23 protein-coding genes and 1 riboswitch are annotated in these 16,394 nt (G+C 45.9%); of the genes, 5 read left to right on the plus strand and 18 right to left on the minus strand.

Features of this window, described 5'->3' with window-relative positions; genetic code table 11:
• Nucleotides 1-38: 38 nt before the first annotated feature.
• The 14 genes from KB186_RS25470 to queC form a co-directional block, all read right to left on the minus strand.
• Nucleotides 39-377 carry a YmaF family protein gene (locus KB186_RS25470; protein WP_106785624.1) on the minus strand — a complete coding sequence of 113 codons (339 nt, stop codon included), beginning with the start codon at nt 375-377 and terminating at the stop codon, nt 39-41.
• 126 nt (nt 378-503) lie between these two features.
• Nucleotides 504-1,067 (minus strand): signal peptidase I, encoded by a 564-nt coding sequence (lepB, locus tag KB186_RS25475; protein WP_173610218.1) that lies wholly within the window; start codon nt 1,065-1,067, stop codon nt 504-506.
• Between the two features lie 102 nt (nt 1,068-1,169).
• A complete protein-coding gene (locus KB186_RS25480; protein ID WP_173610219.1) occupies nt 1,170-1,457 on the minus strand; it encodes a hypothetical protein in 288 nt (95 codons plus the stop codon).
• Between the two features lie 99 nt (nt 1,458-1,556).
• Nucleotides 1,557-2,027, minus strand: coding sequence for a GNAT family N-acetyltransferase (locus tag KB186_RS25485; protein WP_173610256.1), 471 nt, complete (start codon nt 2,025-2,027; stop codon nt 1,557-1,559).
• Between the two features lie 26 nt (nt 2,028-2,053).
• Nucleotides 2,054-2,233, minus strand: coding sequence for a hypothetical protein (locus KB186_RS25490; RefSeq protein WP_173610220.1), 180 nt, complete (start codon nt 2,231-2,233; stop codon nt 2,054-2,056).
• 179 nt (nt 2,234-2,412) lie between these two features.
• Nucleotides 2,413-2,769 carry a group I truncated hemoglobin gene (locus tag KB186_RS25495; RefSeq protein WP_173610221.1) on the minus strand — a complete coding sequence of 119 codons (357 nt, stop codon included), beginning with the start codon at nt 2,767-2,769 and terminating at the stop codon, nt 2,413-2,415.
• Nucleotides 2,770-2,908: 139 nt separating this feature from the next.
• Nucleotides 2,909-3,586, minus strand: a complete 678-nt coding sequence (locus KB186_RS25500; RefSeq protein WP_173610222.1) for a hypothetical protein — start codon at nt 3,584-3,586, stop codon at nt 2,909-2,911.
• A 224-nt stretch (nt 3,587-3,810) separates the two neighbouring features.
• The gene (locus tag KB186_RS25505; protein WP_106785620.1) at nt 3,811-4,176 is read right to left on the minus strand and encodes an HsmA family protein; all 366 of its coding nucleotides are present in this window, start codon (nt 4,174-4,176) and stop codon (nt 3,811-3,813) included.
• A gap of 131 nt (nt 4,177-4,307) precedes the next feature.
• Nucleotides 4,308-4,511, minus strand: a complete 204-nt coding sequence (locus tag KB186_RS25510; RefSeq protein ID WP_173610223.1) for a hypothetical protein — start codon at nt 4,509-4,511, stop codon at nt 4,308-4,310.
• A gap of 122 nt (nt 4,512-4,633) precedes the next feature.
• Nucleotides 4,634-5,458 carry a hypothetical protein gene (locus tag KB186_RS25515; protein WP_173610224.1) on the minus strand — a complete coding sequence of 275 codons (825 nt, stop codon included), beginning with the start codon at nt 5,456-5,458 and terminating at the stop codon, nt 4,634-4,636.
• A 274-nt stretch (nt 5,459-5,732) separates the two neighbouring features.
• On the minus strand, nt 5,733-6,230 hold the full coding sequence (gene queF / locus KB186_RS25520; RefSeq protein ID WP_007729714.1) for a preQ(1) synthase: 498 nt from the start codon (nt 6,228-6,230) through the stop codon (nt 5,733-5,735).
• Between the two features lie 41 nt (nt 6,231-6,271).
• Nucleotides 6,272-6,991, minus strand: coding sequence for a 7-carboxy-7-deazaguanine synthase QueE (queE, locus tag KB186_RS25525; RefSeq protein ID WP_173610225.1), 720 nt, complete (start codon nt 6,989-6,991; stop codon nt 6,272-6,274).
• On the minus strand, nt 6,988-7,476 hold the full coding sequence (queD, locus tag KB186_RS25530; RefSeq protein WP_007729718.1) for a 6-carboxytetrahydropterin synthase QueD: 489 nt from the start codon (nt 7,474-7,476) through the stop codon (nt 6,988-6,990). Before queD ends, queE begins: the two co-directional genes overlap by 4 nt.
• Nucleotides 7,476-8,144: a 7-cyano-7-deazaguanine synthase QueC gene (gene queC / locus KB186_RS25535; RefSeq protein ID WP_173610257.1), complete on the minus strand. Its 669-nt coding sequence runs from the start codon at nt 8,142-8,144 to the stop codon at nt 7,476-7,478. The genes queD and queC overlap by 1 nt, the downstream gene beginning before the upstream one ends.
• A 95-nt stretch (nt 8,145-8,239) precedes the next feature.
• A riboswitch (PreQ1 riboswitch) is annotated at nt 8,240-8,283 on the minus strand.
• A gap of 172 nt (nt 8,284-8,455) precedes the next feature.
• Between queC and KB186_RS25540 the strand changes: the two genes are divergently transcribed.
• Nucleotides 8,456-9,463 (plus strand): asparaginase, encoded by a 1,008-nt coding sequence (locus KB186_RS25540; RefSeq protein WP_232774639.1) that lies wholly within the window; start codon nt 8,456-8,458, stop codon nt 9,461-9,463.
• A gap of 18 nt (nt 9,464-9,481) precedes the next feature.
• Entirely contained in the window at nt 9,482-10,162 is a 681-nt protein-coding gene (locus tag KB186_RS25545; RefSeq protein WP_221868002.1) for a copper homeostasis protein CutC, read from the plus strand.
• A 20-nt stretch (nt 10,163-10,182) separates the two neighbouring features.
• Here the strand turns inward: KB186_RS25545 and KB186_RS25550 are convergent, their stop codons facing one another.
• Nucleotides 10,183-11,295, minus strand: coding sequence for a GerAB/ArcD/ProY family transporter (locus KB186_RS25550; RefSeq protein WP_232774641.1), 1,113 nt, complete (start codon nt 11,293-11,295; stop codon nt 10,183-10,185).
• A gap of 166 nt (nt 11,296-11,461) precedes the next feature.
• Here KB186_RS25550 and KB186_RS25555 point away from each other — a divergent pair, with 166 nt between their 5' ends.
• Nucleotides 11,462-12,268, plus strand: coding sequence for a serine hydrolase (locus KB186_RS25555; protein ID WP_232774643.1), 807 nt, complete (start codon nt 11,462-11,464; stop codon nt 12,266-12,268).
• 13 nt (nt 12,269-12,281) lie between these two features.
• Here KB186_RS25555 and KB186_RS25560 read toward each other — a convergent pair whose 3' ends face one another.
• Nucleotides 12,282-13,226 carry an aldo/keto reductase gene (locus tag KB186_RS25560; protein ID WP_232774647.1) on the minus strand — a complete coding sequence of 315 codons (945 nt, stop codon included), beginning with the start codon at nt 13,224-13,226 and terminating at the stop codon, nt 12,282-12,284.
• Nucleotides 13,227-13,301: 75 nt separating this feature from the next.
• On the minus strand, nt 13,302-13,661 hold the full coding sequence (locus tag KB186_RS25565) for a winged helix-turn-helix transcriptional regulator (RefSeq protein ID WP_173610230.1): 360 nt from the start codon (nt 13,659-13,661) through the stop codon (nt 13,302-13,304).
• Between the two features lie 174 nt (nt 13,662-13,835).
• On the opposite strand from KB186_RS25565, the gene KB186_RS25570 reads away from it, so the two are divergent.
• Nucleotides 13,836-14,678 carry an aldo/keto reductase gene (locus tag KB186_RS25570; RefSeq protein WP_173610231.1) on the plus strand — a complete coding sequence of 281 codons (843 nt, stop codon included), beginning with the start codon at nt 13,836-13,838 and terminating at the stop codon, nt 14,676-14,678.
• A 70-nt stretch (nt 14,679-14,748) separates the two neighbouring features.
• Here the strand turns inward: KB186_RS25570 and KB186_RS25575 are convergent, their stop codons facing one another.
• The gene (locus KB186_RS25575) at nt 14,749-15,045 is read right to left on the minus strand and encodes a Fur family transcriptional regulator (RefSeq protein WP_232774645.1); all 297 of its coding nucleotides are present in this window, start codon (nt 15,043-15,045) and stop codon (nt 14,749-14,751) included.
• Between the two features lie 241 nt (nt 15,046-15,286).
• Here KB186_RS25575 and KB186_RS25580 point away from each other — a divergent pair, with 241 nt between their 5' ends.
• The gene (locus KB186_RS25580; protein ID WP_173610233.1) at nt 15,287-16,156 is read left to right on the plus strand and encodes a YitT family protein; all 870 of its coding nucleotides are present in this window, start codon (nt 15,287-15,289) and stop codon (nt 16,154-16,156) included.
• Nucleotides 16,157-16,394 lie beyond the last annotated feature (238 nt).

Here is a 16,394-nt window from a genome sequence, read left to right on the forward strand (position 1 = left end):
GAAGAGAGGCTGTTCCGGAGAAGGACAGCCTTTTTCGCTTAAGATAGGGCCTCACTGGTTACACCCCGGTAATAATGAGTGTGCCCGTCATCATAAGTGGTTTGCCCTGAAAACTCGTGGTAATGACTTCCGTCTGGCAACGGAATAGGCGGACTCGTCCATCCCCTGTAGTGATGCACATGTCCATCATCAAACGTGGTGGTACCTTCGTAGTAATGGACGTGCCGATCTCTCATTCCTTCTGGAGGCGATGTCCTGCCACGTATTCGGTGACGATGACGATCCGAAATGCTTGTCAGTGTGTCATACCCGTGAAAATGCCCGGGCCGATCGGCAAATCGAATAAAGCGTAATGAATGAGAGTGCCGAGAGCTCATCAGGAAACGCCCCTTTGTATGCATTTATTACTAGTAAATGCGTTTGTCAGGCGTTTCGAAACGGACATTCGTCTATGCGTTGAAAAAGAACGAGAGCCTTCCTCATTGAAAAAGGCTCTCGTCTGATTAGAACAGTTTTTTTCCCATGATATGATCGAGTGGGATCACGCCAATGACTCTACTATCATCGCTATTGTTACGATTATCTCCCATCACAAACACATGGTTTTCTGGTATGACGATTTTGGCATCAGGTACATCGACCATTTTTTCTTTTATGTACGGCTCGTTTAACGGCTGTCCATTCCGATATAGGCTCTCGTTCTTAAACTCCAAAGTATCACCAGGTTTGCCGATGACCCTTTTTACCCAGAATGTTTTGGCTTCGCTTTTCCCCATGGCGAGCATGAGCAGAGGATTTTCAAGAACGTCATCTTTTAACGTACGATCTCGGTTTACACGACTGTCGATAACGACAATGTCGTTGTACTCAGGGAGATAAGAGAATGTGTGGGACAATTTCGACACGTAGATGCGTTCGTCGTTTTGCAGTGTAGGCTCCATCGATTGTCCATTCACTTTAAAAGGTTGGAGGACAAATATGTTAACTAGCATCGCGAGTGAAAGGGAGATACCCAATGTTTTGGTCCAGCCCCATATTTCTTTTGCGCTTTTCAAATCAGACCGCATCCTTCCACGTGAAAGATTACTTTGGTGTGGCTATTGGTTAGTACGTGAAACGGTGCTTTTTGGTTACGTAATTGAAGAGAGAAGCTTGTGAAACAAAAGGAATTAAGCAAAAAAGCTGAAAAAGATGACAGCAAAAATGCCACTGGGAACAGAGGCGAGCAGGAAATAAAAGGTCCATTTCCATCTGCTTTTATAATCTTGCACTTCATGTTCTTTGTAATAGGCTGAGGGACTGCTAAGGGCGTTATAGACCATTAATCCAGCCAGTGTAAGGAGACCAAACGCAAGATACTCAGCATAATTGCCAGCTTGATCGATGTTCCCAGTCGTTATCGCTATGATCATACAGAGAATCTGCAAAGCAACGCCAAAACCAAGTGCTCTGAGCATGTAACTACCTACTTTTGGGATATTTTAACTGTAATTACGTGTAAAGGGACGAAACGTTTCAAAATCTCAAATATCAGCCAATAGTAGACGGCTGTAAGTTTAAATCTGTTTTACAAAAATAACCCGGTCGTTTCCTTTTCCATCATAATTAGAAGTCACATGGATTCCATCCACCATTTTATCCCCTTTTTCAACGGCAAAACCTAGCTTCGTGTGGAAGGAGATTGAGCCTTTATTAACAGGAGAAGTAATACATCGAATCGTATCGCATCCTTTTTGTTTTACGGTTTGAAAGAAATGGTGGTATAATTCGCGCCCCCATCCATCTTTTCGCTTGTCGGGATGCACACCAACGAAGTGAATGTAAGCTTCGCCGGGCAACGTCTGGGACAAGAAGCCGATGAGGAAAGCGATGACTTCTCCATTCTCTTCAACAATAAAGCTCGTTGACTGGAAATGGATAAAAAACAGCTTGGGTAACATATCAGACATTTGTCGCCCACCCCACCAATCGTTGAGGACCGTAATAACTTTGAGGTAGTCTTGCTCTTGCACATTTCGAATTTGCAACATGATTGCCTCCTTATCAATATGCCTCACTGAGACAAGTCTTTCTGCTCAGGCAGTTTTTCCCAGACTACAATGATTAACGTTGCGATAGGGCCAATAAATAAAGAGAGAAAAAACCAGTTAAGACCGCTACGGTTTTTTCCTTGAGCTAGTCCAGCGTTGATGAGGGCCAATGTACCCCAACCAACAAAATATTGATCTTCCATTTGCGAATCTGCCTCCATTGTTGAAATATTGCTCCTATTATATAGAGTTGCTAAGAGTTTTACAAAATGTGTATGAACAAACTAAAAATGGCCACTCGAAAACGAGGGCCACTGAGAGAAACTGATCCGGGAACGGAAGGGGGTCCCTGAACCATTGCATCAGGCGCTTTGATACGCGGTTATTTATACAAAATATCATCCCGTAGTGATCCTACTTTGCCGAGAGCATCGGCAATATCTTCTTCGCTTACACCAAAGTGAGTCAAGGCCTCACGCAGATGCCCAACGATAGCATCAAAATGAACGGGTTGCAGATTCATTCCTTCGTGAGCCTTTGCCATGGACTGGCCAGAATATTGATTCGGACCACCAAGGGCATAGCTGATAAACTTTGTTTGGTGTTTACGTTGTTTTTCCATATCGGTGTTTTTGAAAAAGTGGTTCACGGTGTCATCAGCTAAAACTAAATCATAAAAGTAGTCCACTACTTTCGCGACCGTATCTTCCCCACCATATTTCTCGTAAAACGTGCTCATTATTGGCCTCCTTAGGACGTTTTCTTCTCTTATATATTCCTCCATTGTTGGAAACCTATTAAAGAAAAGCCCGCAAGCTGATGCCGATTGCGTTTCGACGTCAGCCTGCGGACTAGATGCATGCTATGTGGGCTTTGTTTTAGCCAACTTTCCTGATCACTTTCGAATTTCCACCTGAACTGACAATGATCCATCCTTCAGGAACAGGCGAGGCTTGCAGTACCTCAATCTGTGTTCCGTAAGGAGCCCCATTGACATTTCTGATCACATTCGATCCTCCATAGGTTCGAACCATGATCCATCCTTTTGGGATAGGCGAAGCGAGCATCACTTCTACCTCCGTGCCGTACGAAGCACCGTTCACATTCCTGATTACATTCGATCCTCCAAAGGCTCGAACCATGACCCATCCTTCAGGAATAGGGGAGGCGAGCATCACCTCTATCTCCGTACCATAAGAAGCACCGTTCATATTTTTGATTACATTCGATCCTCTAAAGGCTCGAACCATGACCCATCCGATTGGGATAGGCGAAGCGAGCAGCACCTCTACCTCCGTGCCATAAGAAGCACCGTTCACATTCCTGATCAGGTTCTGCGTTCCTAAAGTTCTAACGATAACCCATCCGGCTGGAATAGGTGAGGTAAGTGATACCCAGATTTCTTCACCAGACATGGCATTTCTGATTTTTTTATTGGAAGCGTAGGTGGTTGCCTTTTCCTGTGTAGGGAGCGCTGCCGCTTGGACTTGTGTGGCTAGAGAGGGTACTACGACGACTGAACTTAATGACAGGATAATAAGTGTTTTTTTAAACATGAGCATCAACCTTTCATGATAAAAGTTGTTTGGAAACGATCATCGAGTCAGTCGAAAGTTGTATATTTCTAAAAATACTAATTTATTACATTTTATACGATTATTGTTCTGATTACTTTAGGAGATATTGTCGAATGGTAGTCAAAGTTGACGATAGGTTGAACAGCCGCGAGAAAAGCAAATGACCCTCTCATCAGTTGAGAGGGTTGAGGGAAGGTGGGATCCTATTTCATAAAGCTTAAAGCGACGCCAATGGAATAAGGTACAAGCCATAAAATCCATACGATCAAGCTAAATTTATGGAACTGCTTGATTTGATGTCCATTCTTTTTCCATAGGACGACACAGGCCCACACTGTATGGAGAAACATCAAGATCAGAGCGATCAGCCCAGTAATGCCATGCAAATTTAAACTGGAGTTGTCAGCAAGTAATTTCATAAACGTAGTTCCGATAGTATCAAATGCCAAGCCAAGACCAAAAAAGATAAGGTGTTTCCTCTTTAGCTCTCCTGAACGTTTTTCGCTCCATACCCCAATCGTATAGGCAATGAGAGCAAGATTTATAAAAATCACGGCTGCTGCTAACAAGTAAGATCATCTCCTGTTCATTTCTTTTGACTACGCTTGTAAGTGTAATCGTTGAACATGAACATAAGATGAACGACCGTGTAGATGGAGGTACCGATGCCCCTCACATGAGGAGCACCAGTACTGCAAAGCTAGTTGTCTAGGTGAGATGGACCATCTGCATGAAACAAGTGTCTCAAGATCGCATGACTCACGTCGGTCACTGGTTCAAAAACAAAAGCAACCAGATGTTCATGTGGCTCCAGATAGTAATTCCTGTAGCCGAGCTGAATCAACTCCCGATTGAGTCGCGCTGCATCTTCGAAACTTGCATAGAAATACAGATGCTTGGTCATGGTAATCACCTCCTTCCGCACTAAAACGTAGCAGAAGGAGTAGAATCACACCAACGATCAAGACTTTGATTTCCAATTGGAAAAGGAAAAAACCCTTATTTACAATAAGGGTTCTGGTGTACTCATCGTACGACGCTCATCGAGAGCACTGCTCCACTTAACCATGATTCCGCAAAAGCGTGTTGGCTACCCGATTTATTCGAGAATACCCAAATGCCAACGTTAAAGGTGTACTGGTGCCCGGGAGACATTGCGAAGCTGAGGCTTGGTGGATTGGTCACATCAACGTAACCGGATGATTCGTAACGACCGCCACCGTTTCCATGTACACTTTCGCTGAACAGCTTCCCACTCGCACTGTTGACCAGTTGCCCGTCCTTCAGTACGGTCAGCTCTGTGCCTGCCTCAACCATAACACTATCCGCAGATTCAATGCTAGACAGGTGCCACTTGGGCACAAAACGTCGAGAGGCGTATCCAGTTGCGGTCACTTCGCGATCTGTGGAGAGCATTATGCCAAAACCCGCATGTGCCGCTATGAAGCCTGGGGCACCCATTCCACCTTCTCCTGATACAGCTCCTGATCTGGCGATTAAACCGACTTCACCTGTTTCGTTATTGAGGTTCTGGAAAGTGGGAGGACTTCCATCTGGGAGAAACCAGCTCCATGTGAAATCAAAAGGGGGGACAATAGCCAGCGTCCGAATGTGGGCAGTATCAGGAATGTTCAGGTCTATAGACTGTAGGTTAGATCGATCACCTTGTGCATAGACACTTGTCTGTACTTTCGACTTCGATGTATCAGTGGCAAGGGTTTGTTCAATTTTCTTTTCGAAGCTTGCGATGAGTGTGGCAATAGAGCGCTCAGCGGCCTGACGTAGTTCGGTTTGCGTCACATTTTCACGAAATGAAATATGCGCATTCGGAGGCAGGCCATTAACGGACATGCGATGTTTCTCAGTCGTATGAATCTCCTCCTATTATCAATCAGCTAAAATGTATCGTTACCATAAAGGAGGAACACGATACCGAGTCAGACCGACATTATATTTGCGGATTTGAAAATACCGCGGAGGGACCATTCTTTTACACAACACCTGTTTGGTTAAAAGCAAGTCTTTTTTACGAATTGGTTGAGGAAGTAACTACTTTGAATCCGAAGAAAAAATAAGAAAAACCCTTAATAAATAAGGGCTTTTCCTTTTTCATAGTCTATTCGCTCTACCGATTGTCGACTTTCTCCGGATACATATCATGATTCATCATCCGATGGCTCGCCATCTCCTCGTACTTCGTCCCCGGTTTCCCGTAGTTGCAATACGGATCGATCGAGATGCCGCCGCGCGGAGTGAACTTGCCCCATACCTCGATGTAGCGCGGGTCCATCAGCTTGATCAAGTCGTTCATGATGACGTTGACGCAATCCTCGTGAAAATCACCGTGATTGCGGAAGCTGAAAAGGTACAGCTTGAGCGATTTGCTCTCTACCATTTTGATGTCAGGAATGTAGCTGATATAGATTGTCGCAAAGTCTGGTTGTCCGGTAATCGGGCACAGGCTGGTGAATTCCGGGCAGTTGAACTTTACGAAATAATCGCGGTACGGATGCTTGTTGTCAAAAGACTCCAATACGCTCGGGTCATAGGAGTAGTTGTATGTTGTGCCTTGATTCCCCAAAAGAGTGAGGGAGGATAAATCGCGTTCTTGTTGATGTGCCATATGAGTACATCCTCTTTTCTTCCATGAGAGTAAAATATCGTTTAAACGCCTCGTTTATTGCCCCAGACAAGCGCATGTAGTTGGGGCAGAACCTTCGCGTCATTCATGTCAGGTGTCGCCATCGCTTGATCGATCAGCCATTCAAAGCTCTCCAAAAGCTTATCCCGAAGCCGAGGTGTATCAGCGTCAGACAGATCACTGTTTCCTGGCTGTAAGTAGAAAGGAACCTCTGGAAAACGCTGATGGATGGTGCGTGCATAGGCAAAGTCGGCGTCGTCGAAAACAACCACTTTCAGGCTAAGTCCTGGATGTTTTTGTTCCAAAAGCTCGTGTACAATTCGATCAAGCGCTTGAAAATCTGTTTCCATCCCGGAACTTGGCGGCTTCGGTGAAATTGTAATGTCGTCAATCTGTGGAAGCCATGCTTGCCACTTGCTGCCTTGTGTTTCGACTGCTGTGCGAATGCCATGCTCCTTCAACAGGGCAATTAAGTCGCCAATGCCAGCCAAAAGCGCAGGATTTCCCCCGGAGATCGTGACATGAGAAAAACGGTCCCCGCCTAAGCGAGTGAGCTCCTCCCAGATCGCCTCGGGCGTCATTTGCCTGATTTCATCACGGGCAGATCCATCCCATGTAAAAGCGGAGTCGCACCAGTTGCAACGATAGTCACAGCCAGCTGTTCGCACAAACATCGTTTTTTGTCCGATAACCATTCCTTCGCCCTGAATCGTAGGGCCGAATATTTCCAAGACCGGGATCATTCCGTCATCCACTCCCGTCTTGCCTCAGCATAGCTGGTCGGTGTCTCAAACAGGCGAACGAACTCCACACGAGCGCCATTGTAGCGGTCGCGGTAGGCATCTGACTGCAATTGCTTTTCCATCTCTTCAAAAATCCACACGACCATGTTTTCGGCAGTGGTATTCATCGGTGGGAGCATTTCATTCAGATAGCGGTGATCCAAATAGATTTCGATGTGCTCTTTCCAGATTTGCTTGATGTCACCGAAGTCGATCACGAGTCCAATCTCATCCGGAAAACCGCTAATGCCGAAGACGACCGTGTACGTATGGCCGTGGAGATTTTTACACTTTCCTTCATAGGCGTGCAGATGATGTGCAGCGTCAAAAGTAAATTCCTTGCTTACCAAAACGCGTTTATTATGGTAGCGAAGCTGTGATTTTTGAATATGGGTACCCAGTGCCTGCATGCGATCGACGATACGAAAATCAAAGTTCGCGCTCATCAGGCTTGTTCTCCAGGTTGATTTTTCTCGGAAAGATACGTGTCTAGTCCGGCTTTTCGCAGGTGGCAGGCAGGGCATTCGCCGCAGCCGTCTCCTTTGATGCCGTTATAGCAGGTGAGGGTATTTTCGCGAATATAAGAGAAGGCACCCAGATCGTCCGCCAGTTTCCACGTTTGTGCTTTGTTCAGCCACATCAGCGGCGTATGAATCACAAACGGATAGTCCATCGACAAATTCAATGTCACATTGAGTGATTTGATAAAGGCGTCACGGCAGTCGGGATAACCGCTAAAATCCGTTTCGCATACACCGGTAATCAAGTGACGTGCTCCTCGTTGCTTGGCGAAAACGCCCGCAAAGGAAAGGAACAACAAGTTGCGTCCGTCAACGAACGTGGATGGCAATTGGCCTTCTTCCTGGGTAATGTCAATATCTGTGCGGGTGAGTGCATTGGGCGCGAGCTGGTTTAACAGGCTCATGTCCAATACGGAGTTTTTGACGCCGAGTTCTGCGGCAATTTGCTGGGCGCACTCGATCTCCAGCTTGTGTCGCTGCCCGTAGTCAAACGTGAGGGTTTCTACTTCGCCGAATTGCTCTTTCGCCCAAAACAGGCAGGTAGTGCTGTCCTGACCTCCGCTAAAGACGACAACGGCTTTTTCCTTTTTCATCATTGCTCTCCATCTCCTTTTGAAGTATCGAAGAAAGAGAGTTCTTGAACTTTCCTGCAAAAAAACAATAACAATACCAAAGAAAGGTACTGTTATCCGGCTTAGTTTTTTATAGAGGGAGTTCGCGAACCTCTCCCGTGCAGATGCACGGATTTCTTATTTGTGCAGCCCAAGTGGGCGCCTTGAGACATTATACAACAATCAGCGCCGAAGTGGGGGATTATCGCTTGGAAAAAGATTGACGGATGGAGGGTGCTACTGCTAGTGTTTTTTTCATAATCGATCAACATGGAGTGGAGCGGGTAATTTTGATGAGAGACGTCCCATTAGTGGAAGAATATCGCGGTGGCATTCTGGAGAACGTACATAACGGCATCGTGTGTGGCGTGAATGAAAAAGGAGAGGTGGCTTATCGGGCGGGCGACGTGAATCATATCACCTTATTGCGCTCAGCAGCTAAGCCCTTTCAAGCCATTCCCATCGCCAAACGTAAAATTGATGAAAAATTCGGACTGAATAACAGCGAAGCAGCACTCTTTGCGGCCTCACATCGTGGTGAAGTCTATCATATGGAAGGCTTGGAGTCGATTTTACGAAAGACCGGCATTCAGGAAGACGAATTGCTAACTTGCCCGACATATCCGCTCAACGAGGAGCCGAAGTCTGCTTGCTTGTCCCAAGGCATAGAAAAGCGTAGGCTCTTTCATAACTGTGCGGGAAAGCATTTGGGGTACTTGGCATTGTCGAAGGATCAAGGATATTCCACTCATGATTACTTCAAGGCAGAGCATCCAGCGCAACAGGAGGCATTGAAGGTGTTTGCCGACCTGGCTGACTATTCAAAAGAGCAGGTTCAGCTAAGCGTCGACGGCTGTGGCTTCCCGGTTTTTGCGCTGCCGCTCAAGAACCTGGCGATCGCATATCTAAAGCTGGCGTGCCCGGATCTGATCGAGGATCACGAGACGCGTGAGGCAGTAGAGAGAGTCACGGGCTGGATGACTAGCAGTCCCGAGATCATAGCCAGTCACAACTTCGTCTGTACAGCGCTTTTAATGGATGAAAATATAATCGCCAAAGGCGGAGCGATGGGCGTATACGGCTTTGCTTTGAAAAAAGAGAGACTCAGCTTCTCGCTTAAGGTACTGAATGGCTCTGAATTAGTATGGCCGCTTATTATCGCATCGATCTTGGAGCAGATTCAGTATGAAAATCTGGAAACCATCGACCGACTGCATGCGCTGGCGCCAAAAGCCATTAAAAACGACAATCAGTTGGTGGTTGGGGAGAAACGACCAATTTTTGTTTTGAACAAATGCTAAAAACGGAGGCGAAGAATCATGCTAGTGGAAGTGATTGCGACTTCAGTTGAGGATGCAAAGCGTGCAGAACAAGGCGGGGCTGACAGATTGGAGCTCATCTCGGGAATCTTGGAGGGAGGTATTACTCCGAGCTGGGGATTGATTGAGGCAGTGGTCAAGGCGGTTTCTATCCCGGTAAACGTCATGGTACGACCGCATAGCCAATCGTTTTGCTATACAGCAGAAGAACTTGCGGTCATGCGACAGGATGTACGTATCATCCGTGAACTTGGCGCTACAGGTGTCGTATTCGGCATGCTGACTCCAGAAAATAAGCTCGATCAGCGGGGGTTGGAGCTGTTGCTTGGAGAGTCAGGTGCGTTGAATGTGACGTTCCATCGTGCGTTTGATGATGCGGTGGATCAAATCGAAGCAGCGCGTATTCTCATGGAATATCCCCAGGTCCGTACCATTCTTACTTCTGGGGGCAAAAAAACGGCTGTTGAGGGAGCTGCTTGCATCGAGCAGCTCGTCAAGCTGACAGAGAACACACAACTCACGATTTTGGCAGGAAGCGGATTGTCGCTGGCTAATGTGGGAGACCTCGTGAAGCGTACGGGTGTCAAAGAGGTTCATTTTGGATCGGCAGTACGAGAAGAAGGACAGGCTCTCCGATACGTCGATGCAGAGCGGGTGGCAGCCATCAAACAACTACTGTAAGCATAAAACAAGCCGACACCTTACTTCTGGAGGGGAGTCGGCTTGTTGTTCATTTGCTTTCGTATCCAGTAAGAGACTAGGAGAATCAGCGGATACAAGAACCCTATTGTCAAATCAAAGAACGGCCAGTACGTATACGTTTCGTATAAAAAAGCTTCGTTTGGAACGATGATAATCGCGATGGCGACAAATAAGATGCATATGGGCAAGGTGAGCGGCTGATGCTCCTTTAAATGGAGAAGCTGCTTTATACCTACACAGAAACCATACATATACAGTACGACTTTGAAGTAAATGGAGACAAACCACATGAGAGCCATCATCGCTTCCTGCCTTTGAAAGAACTCTCCTACTTGGACTCGTTTGGCGAGGGAGTAGCTCGGAAAAGTCTCACGAGAAACTAATTCCGGGCCGAGTACCAATAGTGATAAGAAGATGACGGCAAGCAGACAAACTCCACCGTATATAGCTCCTCGCAAAAAAGCAGACGTGAGCTTTTGCTTTGCATCCAGGAGTGGAGTAATCATGAGGATAATAACCAGCTCCGAGAAGGGAAAAGCGGTCACGGATAATACACCTCTTATAACGGGTTTAAAGCCATTTTCCAGGAAGGGGAAAAGATTCTCGAATTGAAACTGAGGGCTTAACAAAAGAAAAAATGTAACGAACGTAAGGACAAACCAGAGGAAAAAGATTTCGCTGGTACGCGCAAAAGCTTCAAGACCTAATCGAACGGCGTATATGGCGCAGGCAACGAGTAAAAACATGACAGCGTGGATGGGTGTTGCTTTCATTATGTGTGTGGTCATGAATTCTCCGATCGTCCGTATATAGACAGCGCCGTTTATTAATATAGCTCCCAAAAAGAAGAGAGAAAAGAACGCGCCGATCCACCGTCCAAATATGAGCTTGTTCTTTTCAATTAGCGTTTGTTCGGGGTAGATGCGACCGACTACACAAAACAAGTATACGATGGCCAGCCCTAGCACCATGCCGATTAATCCTGATAGCCATCCATCGTGACTCGCTTCAGTCGCAGGTACGGAAGGCAAGATCAAGATGGAGTCGCCTATGGTGATGAATGTGACGAGAATGACAAATTGACGGCTGCCAATCTTATCGGAGTTCTGCATGATGCCTCACCTTGTCCGTAGGTTTATCTTACGTATTATTTCCAAGTTCAGGATGGATAAACGAACCGTAAGCTAGTACCGTCTCTTGTTTGAGTTGTTTTCGCAATAGTATGATAATAAGGAAGCGTCAAGAAACTACGAGCAACGGGAGAAGGGAAGAAAAACTGTGGAGCTGGAAAAAAGGTTGTCGGCCATTATCAGACAAGCGGAGGGTACTTGGGGCGTCGTTGTGGAGGAACAGGGTTCAGCTAAAGGAATCCGTTTTGAATATGCACCGGACGAGCTGTTTATTGCGGAGAGTGTCATTAAAGTGCCGATCATGGCTGCCGTTTACGCAGCAAGTGAGCAGGGGCATTTTCAATTGGATGATCAGCTTGTTTTACGCCAAGAGGATCTGGTGGGGGGATCGGGGGTGTTGTACGCGCTATCTCCAGGCTTGAAGCTTTCGATTCGCGACTTGGTGACCCTCATGATTATTCAGAGCGACAATACGGCGACAAACATGCTGATTAATTTAGTAGGAAAAGCGCAGATTGATCAGACCATGATTGATTTGGGCATGCGCCAAAGCTGCTATTCACGAAAACTTATGATTTATCCACTTGATATCACAGAAAACAATAAGATAACTGCTGGGGATGTTGCGAGTATGCTAGGTCATTTGGCAACGGGTAGTTATCTGTCTCAGCGTGCCTGCAAAGAGATGATTGCCATTATGAAAAAGCAGCAAGTCTGTAATGGTCTGCCGTCCCAATTGCCAAATGAGGAAGAATCCAATTATCCTGCATGGGAAATGCCGTGTAAATCGGGCTGGGATACCGGAAGACAGCATGATGTAGGCTTGCTGTATACGAACAATCGCTGCTTTTCCATTACGGCCTTATCCAAAGATGTAACCGCTCAATCCGCTTTGAACACACTGGGATTACTGGGAAGAGCTGTGTATGACTACACCATTTTGGCTGTCGATTAGATCGGCAGCTTTTTTACTTGTTGAAGGACAGAACTTGTTTGGAAACCTCATCAATCTCTTGCAATTCTGACGAGGTCAAAGAAAATCGCATGGCTTTGACATTTTCCTTTGCATGATGGACTTTGGACGCGCCTGGAATCGCAAAGACCGTTTCGTCATGAGCGTGGATCAACCAGTTCAAAGCAATTTGTGTAGCGGATGCATCGTATTTGCGTGCAAGCTCCTCCAAGACCGTGATAAGCGGCTGGGATTTTTTGAGTCCGGTGGAACGAAAGGGGGCTGTCCATTTTCGGGGTCCTGTAATGGACTGGACAAGGGCAGGATTTTTATGAAACTTGCCGCTTAGAATCCCTTGCTCAAGCGGAGAATACGCGATAATTGCAATACCCAACTCTTTTGCTGTATCCAGAATCCCGTTTTGTTCGATTCGTCTGTCCAGCAGGCTGTATTTCACTTGATTGGAGATGAGACGCAGACCATGCTCGCGCAATACGCGATCGGCTTCTCGCATACTTTTGGCGGAAAAATTACTGACGCCCACGTTCTGAATCTTGCCTTGCTTGACGAGCTTGGCCATTTCATTCATTTCGCTTGCAACCGAGGACAAGGAGTAGGGCTGGTGGACTTGATGCAAATGGATGGTACGGTTGTCGAGCAAACGAATGCGCTCGTCGATTGTGTTCCCGATGCTTTTGGCGGTGCGCAGTACAGGCCACCATTTCGTCGCAATATGAGCGAAATCGGCTAGTGGGCCGGCGTCGTTTAAGGCTTTTGCCAGCATCTGTTCTGATTGACCTTTGCCGTATACTTCTGCCGTATCAAACCAGTTAATGCCCCCATGCAAACTCGTCTGCACAATTTTTAAAACATCGTCAGGTCCAATGACAGGCCAAAACTTCCCCACCATTCCGTGTCCATTGCTGAACTGCCAGCAGCCGAGGCCGAGAGGAGAAAGCATCAGGTCTGAGCTTCCCAATTTTCGCAAGACAGGCGTTTCGATTGCTCCCAAGGCACTCCACCTACTCCCGTTCGATTATCGATTTAAGATACTTTCTTCCAATACAGCATACTTGTCTCCGTATTCCTTAATGATATGCTTTTCGCCCCATAAGCAGAGCGAATCGAGAATACTTTTCAAGGTCCAGCCGTACTCGCTGAGCTCATATTCCACTTTTGGCGGAACTTGATTGTAAATGATCCGGTTGATGATGCCATCCTCTTCAAGCTCTCTAAGTTGCTGCGTCAGCATCTTCTGCGTAATGCCTGGCATTAGTCGTTTCAATTCACTTGTACGTTTTTTTCCGTGAGTCAGGTGACACAAAATAACGCATTTCCATTTACCGCCGATGACCTCAAGTGTAGCTTCCACTGAAATGTTATACTTCTTCTTCATTGTTGATTTCCCCCTGAATGATAGGTACTTATTAGTGCCTATCACACAAAAAAGTGCGTACTTTTCCTTTTCGTTAGTCTATCTCATAATAACACTTGTCAAACGACATGAAGCACATTAGGTGACTGGAAACAGTCATACTAACATAGAGTCCAAGAATGGAGGAGACAAGTTATGCCTAAAAATTTGCAAGATACGACTACACTGTACAACGGAGTAAAAATGCCTTGGTTGGGTCTAGGTGTTTTTAAAGTAGAGGAAGGCCAGGAGCTCGAGCAAGCGGTAAAAACAGCAATCAAGCATGGCTACCGCAGTATCGATACAGCTGCTATTTATAATAATGAAGAAGGTGTTGGCCGTGGAATCCGTGCAGGTTTGCAGGAAGCGGGCATCACTCGAGAAGATCTTTTTGTTACCTCGAAAGTATGGAATGCGGATTTGGGGTATGAATCCACGTTGCAAGCATATGAGACAAGCCTGAAAAAACTCGGACTGGAATACTTGGACTTGTACCTCATTCACTGGCCGGTAGAAGGAAAGTTCAAAGAAGCATGGAGAGCATTAGAGGCGCTGTACAAAAAAGGGTTGGTAAAAGCAATCGGGGTAAGTAATTTCCACGTTCATCATTTAGAGGAACTGCTTAAAGACGCTGAAATTAAGCCGATGGTCAACCAAGTGGAATTCCATCCGCGCTTGTCCCAAGATGAACTGCGTGCTTTCTGCAAGGATCAAGGGATTCAATTTGAAGCATGGTCTCCGCTTATGCAAGGCCAACTATTGGACAATCCAGTACTAAAAGGAATTGCAGAAAAATACGGGAAGTCCATTGCCCAAATCATTATTCGCTGGGATTTGCAAAATGGCGTCGTAACTATTCCAAAGTCGACCAAAGAGCATCGAATCGTCGAGAATGCATCCGTATTTGATTTCGAACTGTCGAAAGAGGACATGGAAATGATTCATGCGTTGAACCAAAATCACCGAGTTGGTCCAGACCCGGATAACTTTGATTTTTAATAACTGACGGCATACAAAAAAACTCCTGATGACTTCAGGAGTTTTTTGCGTTGTGGGAAAGGAATAGGAATCAAATGACGTCTGGCAACTGAATGTCGTCCATCGTTACCACACATTCAAATTGATTGGGGGAGTCGTGGTGAACATGCTCCTTGAGAATACCCATTTTCACGAAAAAGCGCAGGCTGGTGTAAACGGTTGAGAGTGTGATGTTTGGCATTTCGTTTTTCAAAGCATGATAAACGTCTTTGGCTGTATAGTATTTCTGAGTAGTAAGCATAAGAAGGAGTACGGCTCTTCTTTGGACGGTCAATCTTTTTCCTAGATGCTTGGCTTGTTGTGTGACACTGACAATATGATGATCCATTACAGGTCACCCCGTTCTTAGTTTGTAATAATTACTATATTGTAATTATCTTTTTTATTTTGTGTGCAGTCAACTTTTTCTTTCCATATCTTATCCGGCTCATGGTTTGAGGGTGCATGTTTCTGGGGGATGCGTAAATCTTACATAGAAGGGATGAGGAAATAGGGGTTTTCTTTTCCACCAAAACATGGTAGTGTATGTGCGGATTTTGCTTACGTGATAATGTCAGGAGTGGAACCATGTGGCACGAAAAAGACGAACCGCAATCCAAATGAACAGTCCTCAGCGAAAAATACTCGAATACGGCATGCTGGTTCTAGGATCGCTAGTATTGGCAACTAGCTTCAATTTGTTTCTGAATCCAAACCAAATTGCTTCTGGTGGAGTTTCTGGGCTGTCTACGATTTTGCATAACTTGTTTGGGTTTTCTCCAGCAGTAGTGCAATGGGCATTGAATATTCCTTTGTTTCTATTAGGCTTCAAACTTCTCGATCGGCAATACAGTATGAAGGCGGCGGTTGGTTCGATTGTTCTCCCTTTGTGTGTCATGCTGACCAGTCACCTGCAACCGTTAACCACGAATCTTCTGCTTGCAAGTATTTATGGAGGAATCGGGGTTGGGCTAGGGATTGGTATCGTGTTTCGGGGGAGAGGATCAACGGGTGGCTTTTCAATTGCATCGCAAATCCTCCACAAATACTCAGGAATTAGCTTAGGCGCATGTGTAGCTGTGTTTGATGGGCTAGTGATCTTGTTTGCGGGGATTGTATTCGATCCGGAAAAAGCATTGTATGCACTTATTGCGTTGTTTGTGACCAGCAAGACGATTGATATTGTTCAGATGGGGTGGAATACCTCCAAAGTCGCTTATATCATTTCGAATGAAACAGATACGCTGAGAGAAACCATCTTGTACGATTTGGACCGTGGTGTCACTTTGCTGGATGGTGCAGGTGGATATACCGGAGACGCGCGCAAGGTGCTCATGGCAGTTGTCAGCCAAAGTGAAGTAAGCAAGCTGAAAATTATGGTGCGTTCGGTGGATCCCGATGCATTCATTATTTTGTGCCCTGCTCAGGAAGTGTTGGGAGAGGGTTTTCGAGCGGGATAATATATAGAAGAAAAGAGCAGTGGGGAATCGATCCCACTGCTCTTTTTTTGTGCGATTTTTATTTTGAATGAAATTATTTTAGATTTTCTATTGCATTTAAAATTTATACGTGCTATATTAAATTTCGTGAGCGGGACACACACGAAACGCACACAACGAAAACGAATGAATCAAATGCCGGTGTAGCTCAATTGGTAGAGCACCTGACTTGTAATCAGGGGGTTGTGGGTTCAAGTCC

It is taken from the genome of Brevibacillus sp. AF8 (assembly GCF_021270385.1).
Taxonomy (GTDB): domain Bacteria; phylum Bacillota; class Bacilli; order Brevibacillales; family Brevibacillaceae; genus Brevibacillus.

What these genes read in the sequence shown, in the direction of transcription:
- queF (WP_007729714.1), bottom strand. Translation starts at nt 6,230, where the DNA reads ATGGCACATCAACAAGAACGCGATTTATCCTCCCTCACTCTTTTGGGG.
- KB186_RS25495 (WP_173610221.1), bottom strand. Translation starts at nt 2,769, where the DNA reads ATGAGCACGTTTTACGAGAAATATGGTGGGGAAGATACGGTCGCGAAA.
- queD (WP_007729718.1), bottom strand. Translation starts at nt 7,476, where the DNA reads ATGAGCGCGAACTTTGATTTTCGTATCGTCGATCGCATGCAGGCACTG.
- KB186_RS25470 (WP_106785624.1), bottom strand. Translation starts at nt 377, where the DNA reads ATGAGCTCTCGGCACTCTCATTCATTACGCTTTATTCGATTTGCCGAT.
- KB186_RS25570 (WP_173610231.1), top strand. Translation starts at nt 13,836, where the DNA reads ATGCCTAAAAATTTGCAAGATACGACTACACTGTACAACGGAGTAAAA.
- KB186_RS25540 (WP_232774639.1), top strand. Translation starts at nt 8,456, where the DNA reads ATGAGAGACGTCCCATTAGTGGAAGAATATCGCGGTGGCATTCTGGAG.
- queE (WP_173610225.1), bottom strand. Translation starts at nt 6,991, where the DNA reads ATGATCCCGGTCTTGGAAATATTCGGCCCTACGATTCAGGGCGAAGGA.
- KB186_RS25575 (WP_232774645.1), bottom strand. Translation starts at nt 15,045, where the DNA reads ATGGATCATCATATTGTCAGTGTCACACAACAAGCCAAGCATCTAGGA.
- KB186_RS25515 (WP_173610224.1), bottom strand. Translation starts at nt 5,458, where the DNA reads ATGTCCGTTAATGGCCTGCCTCCGAATGCGCATATTTCATTTCGTGAA.
- KB186_RS25490 (WP_173610220.1), bottom strand. Translation starts at nt 2,233, where the DNA reads ATGGAAGATCAATATTTTGTTGGTTGGGGTACATTGGCCCTCATCAAC.
- KB186_RS25565 (WP_173610230.1), bottom strand. Translation starts at nt 13,661, where the DNA reads ATGAAGAAGAAGTATAACATTTCAGTGGAAGCTACACTTGAGGTCATC.
- KB186_RS25480 (WP_173610219.1), bottom strand. Translation starts at nt 1,457, where the DNA reads ATGCTCAGAGCACTTGGTTTTGGCGTTGCTTTGCAGATTCTCTGTATG.
- KB186_RS25500 (WP_173610222.1), bottom strand. Translation starts at nt 3,586, where the DNA reads ATGTTTAAAAAAACACTTATTATCCTGTCATTAAGTTCAGTCGTCGTA.
- KB186_RS25510 (WP_173610223.1), bottom strand. Translation starts at nt 4,511, where the DNA reads ATGACCAAGCATCTGTATTTCTATGCAAGTTTCGAAGATGCAGCGCGA.
- KB186_RS25560 (WP_232774647.1), bottom strand. Translation starts at nt 13,226, where the DNA reads ATGCTTTCTCCTCTCGGCCTCGGCTGCTGGCAGTTCAGCAATGGACAC.
- KB186_RS25545 (WP_221868002.1), top strand. Translation starts at nt 9,482, where the DNA reads ATGCTAGTGGAAGTGATTGCGACTTCAGTTGAGGATGCAAAGCGTGCA.
- lepB (WP_173610218.1), bottom strand. Translation starts at nt 1,067, where the DNA reads ATGCGGTCTGATTTGAAAAGCGCAAAAGAAATATGGGGCTGGACCAAA.
- KB186_RS25550 (WP_232774641.1), bottom strand. Translation starts at nt 11,295, where the DNA reads ATGCAGAACTCCGATAAGATTGGCAGCCGTCAATTTGTCATTCTCGTC.
- queC (WP_173610257.1), bottom strand. Translation starts at nt 8,144, where the DNA reads ATGAAAAAGGAAAAAGCCGTTGTCGTCTTTAGCGGAGGTCAGGACAGC.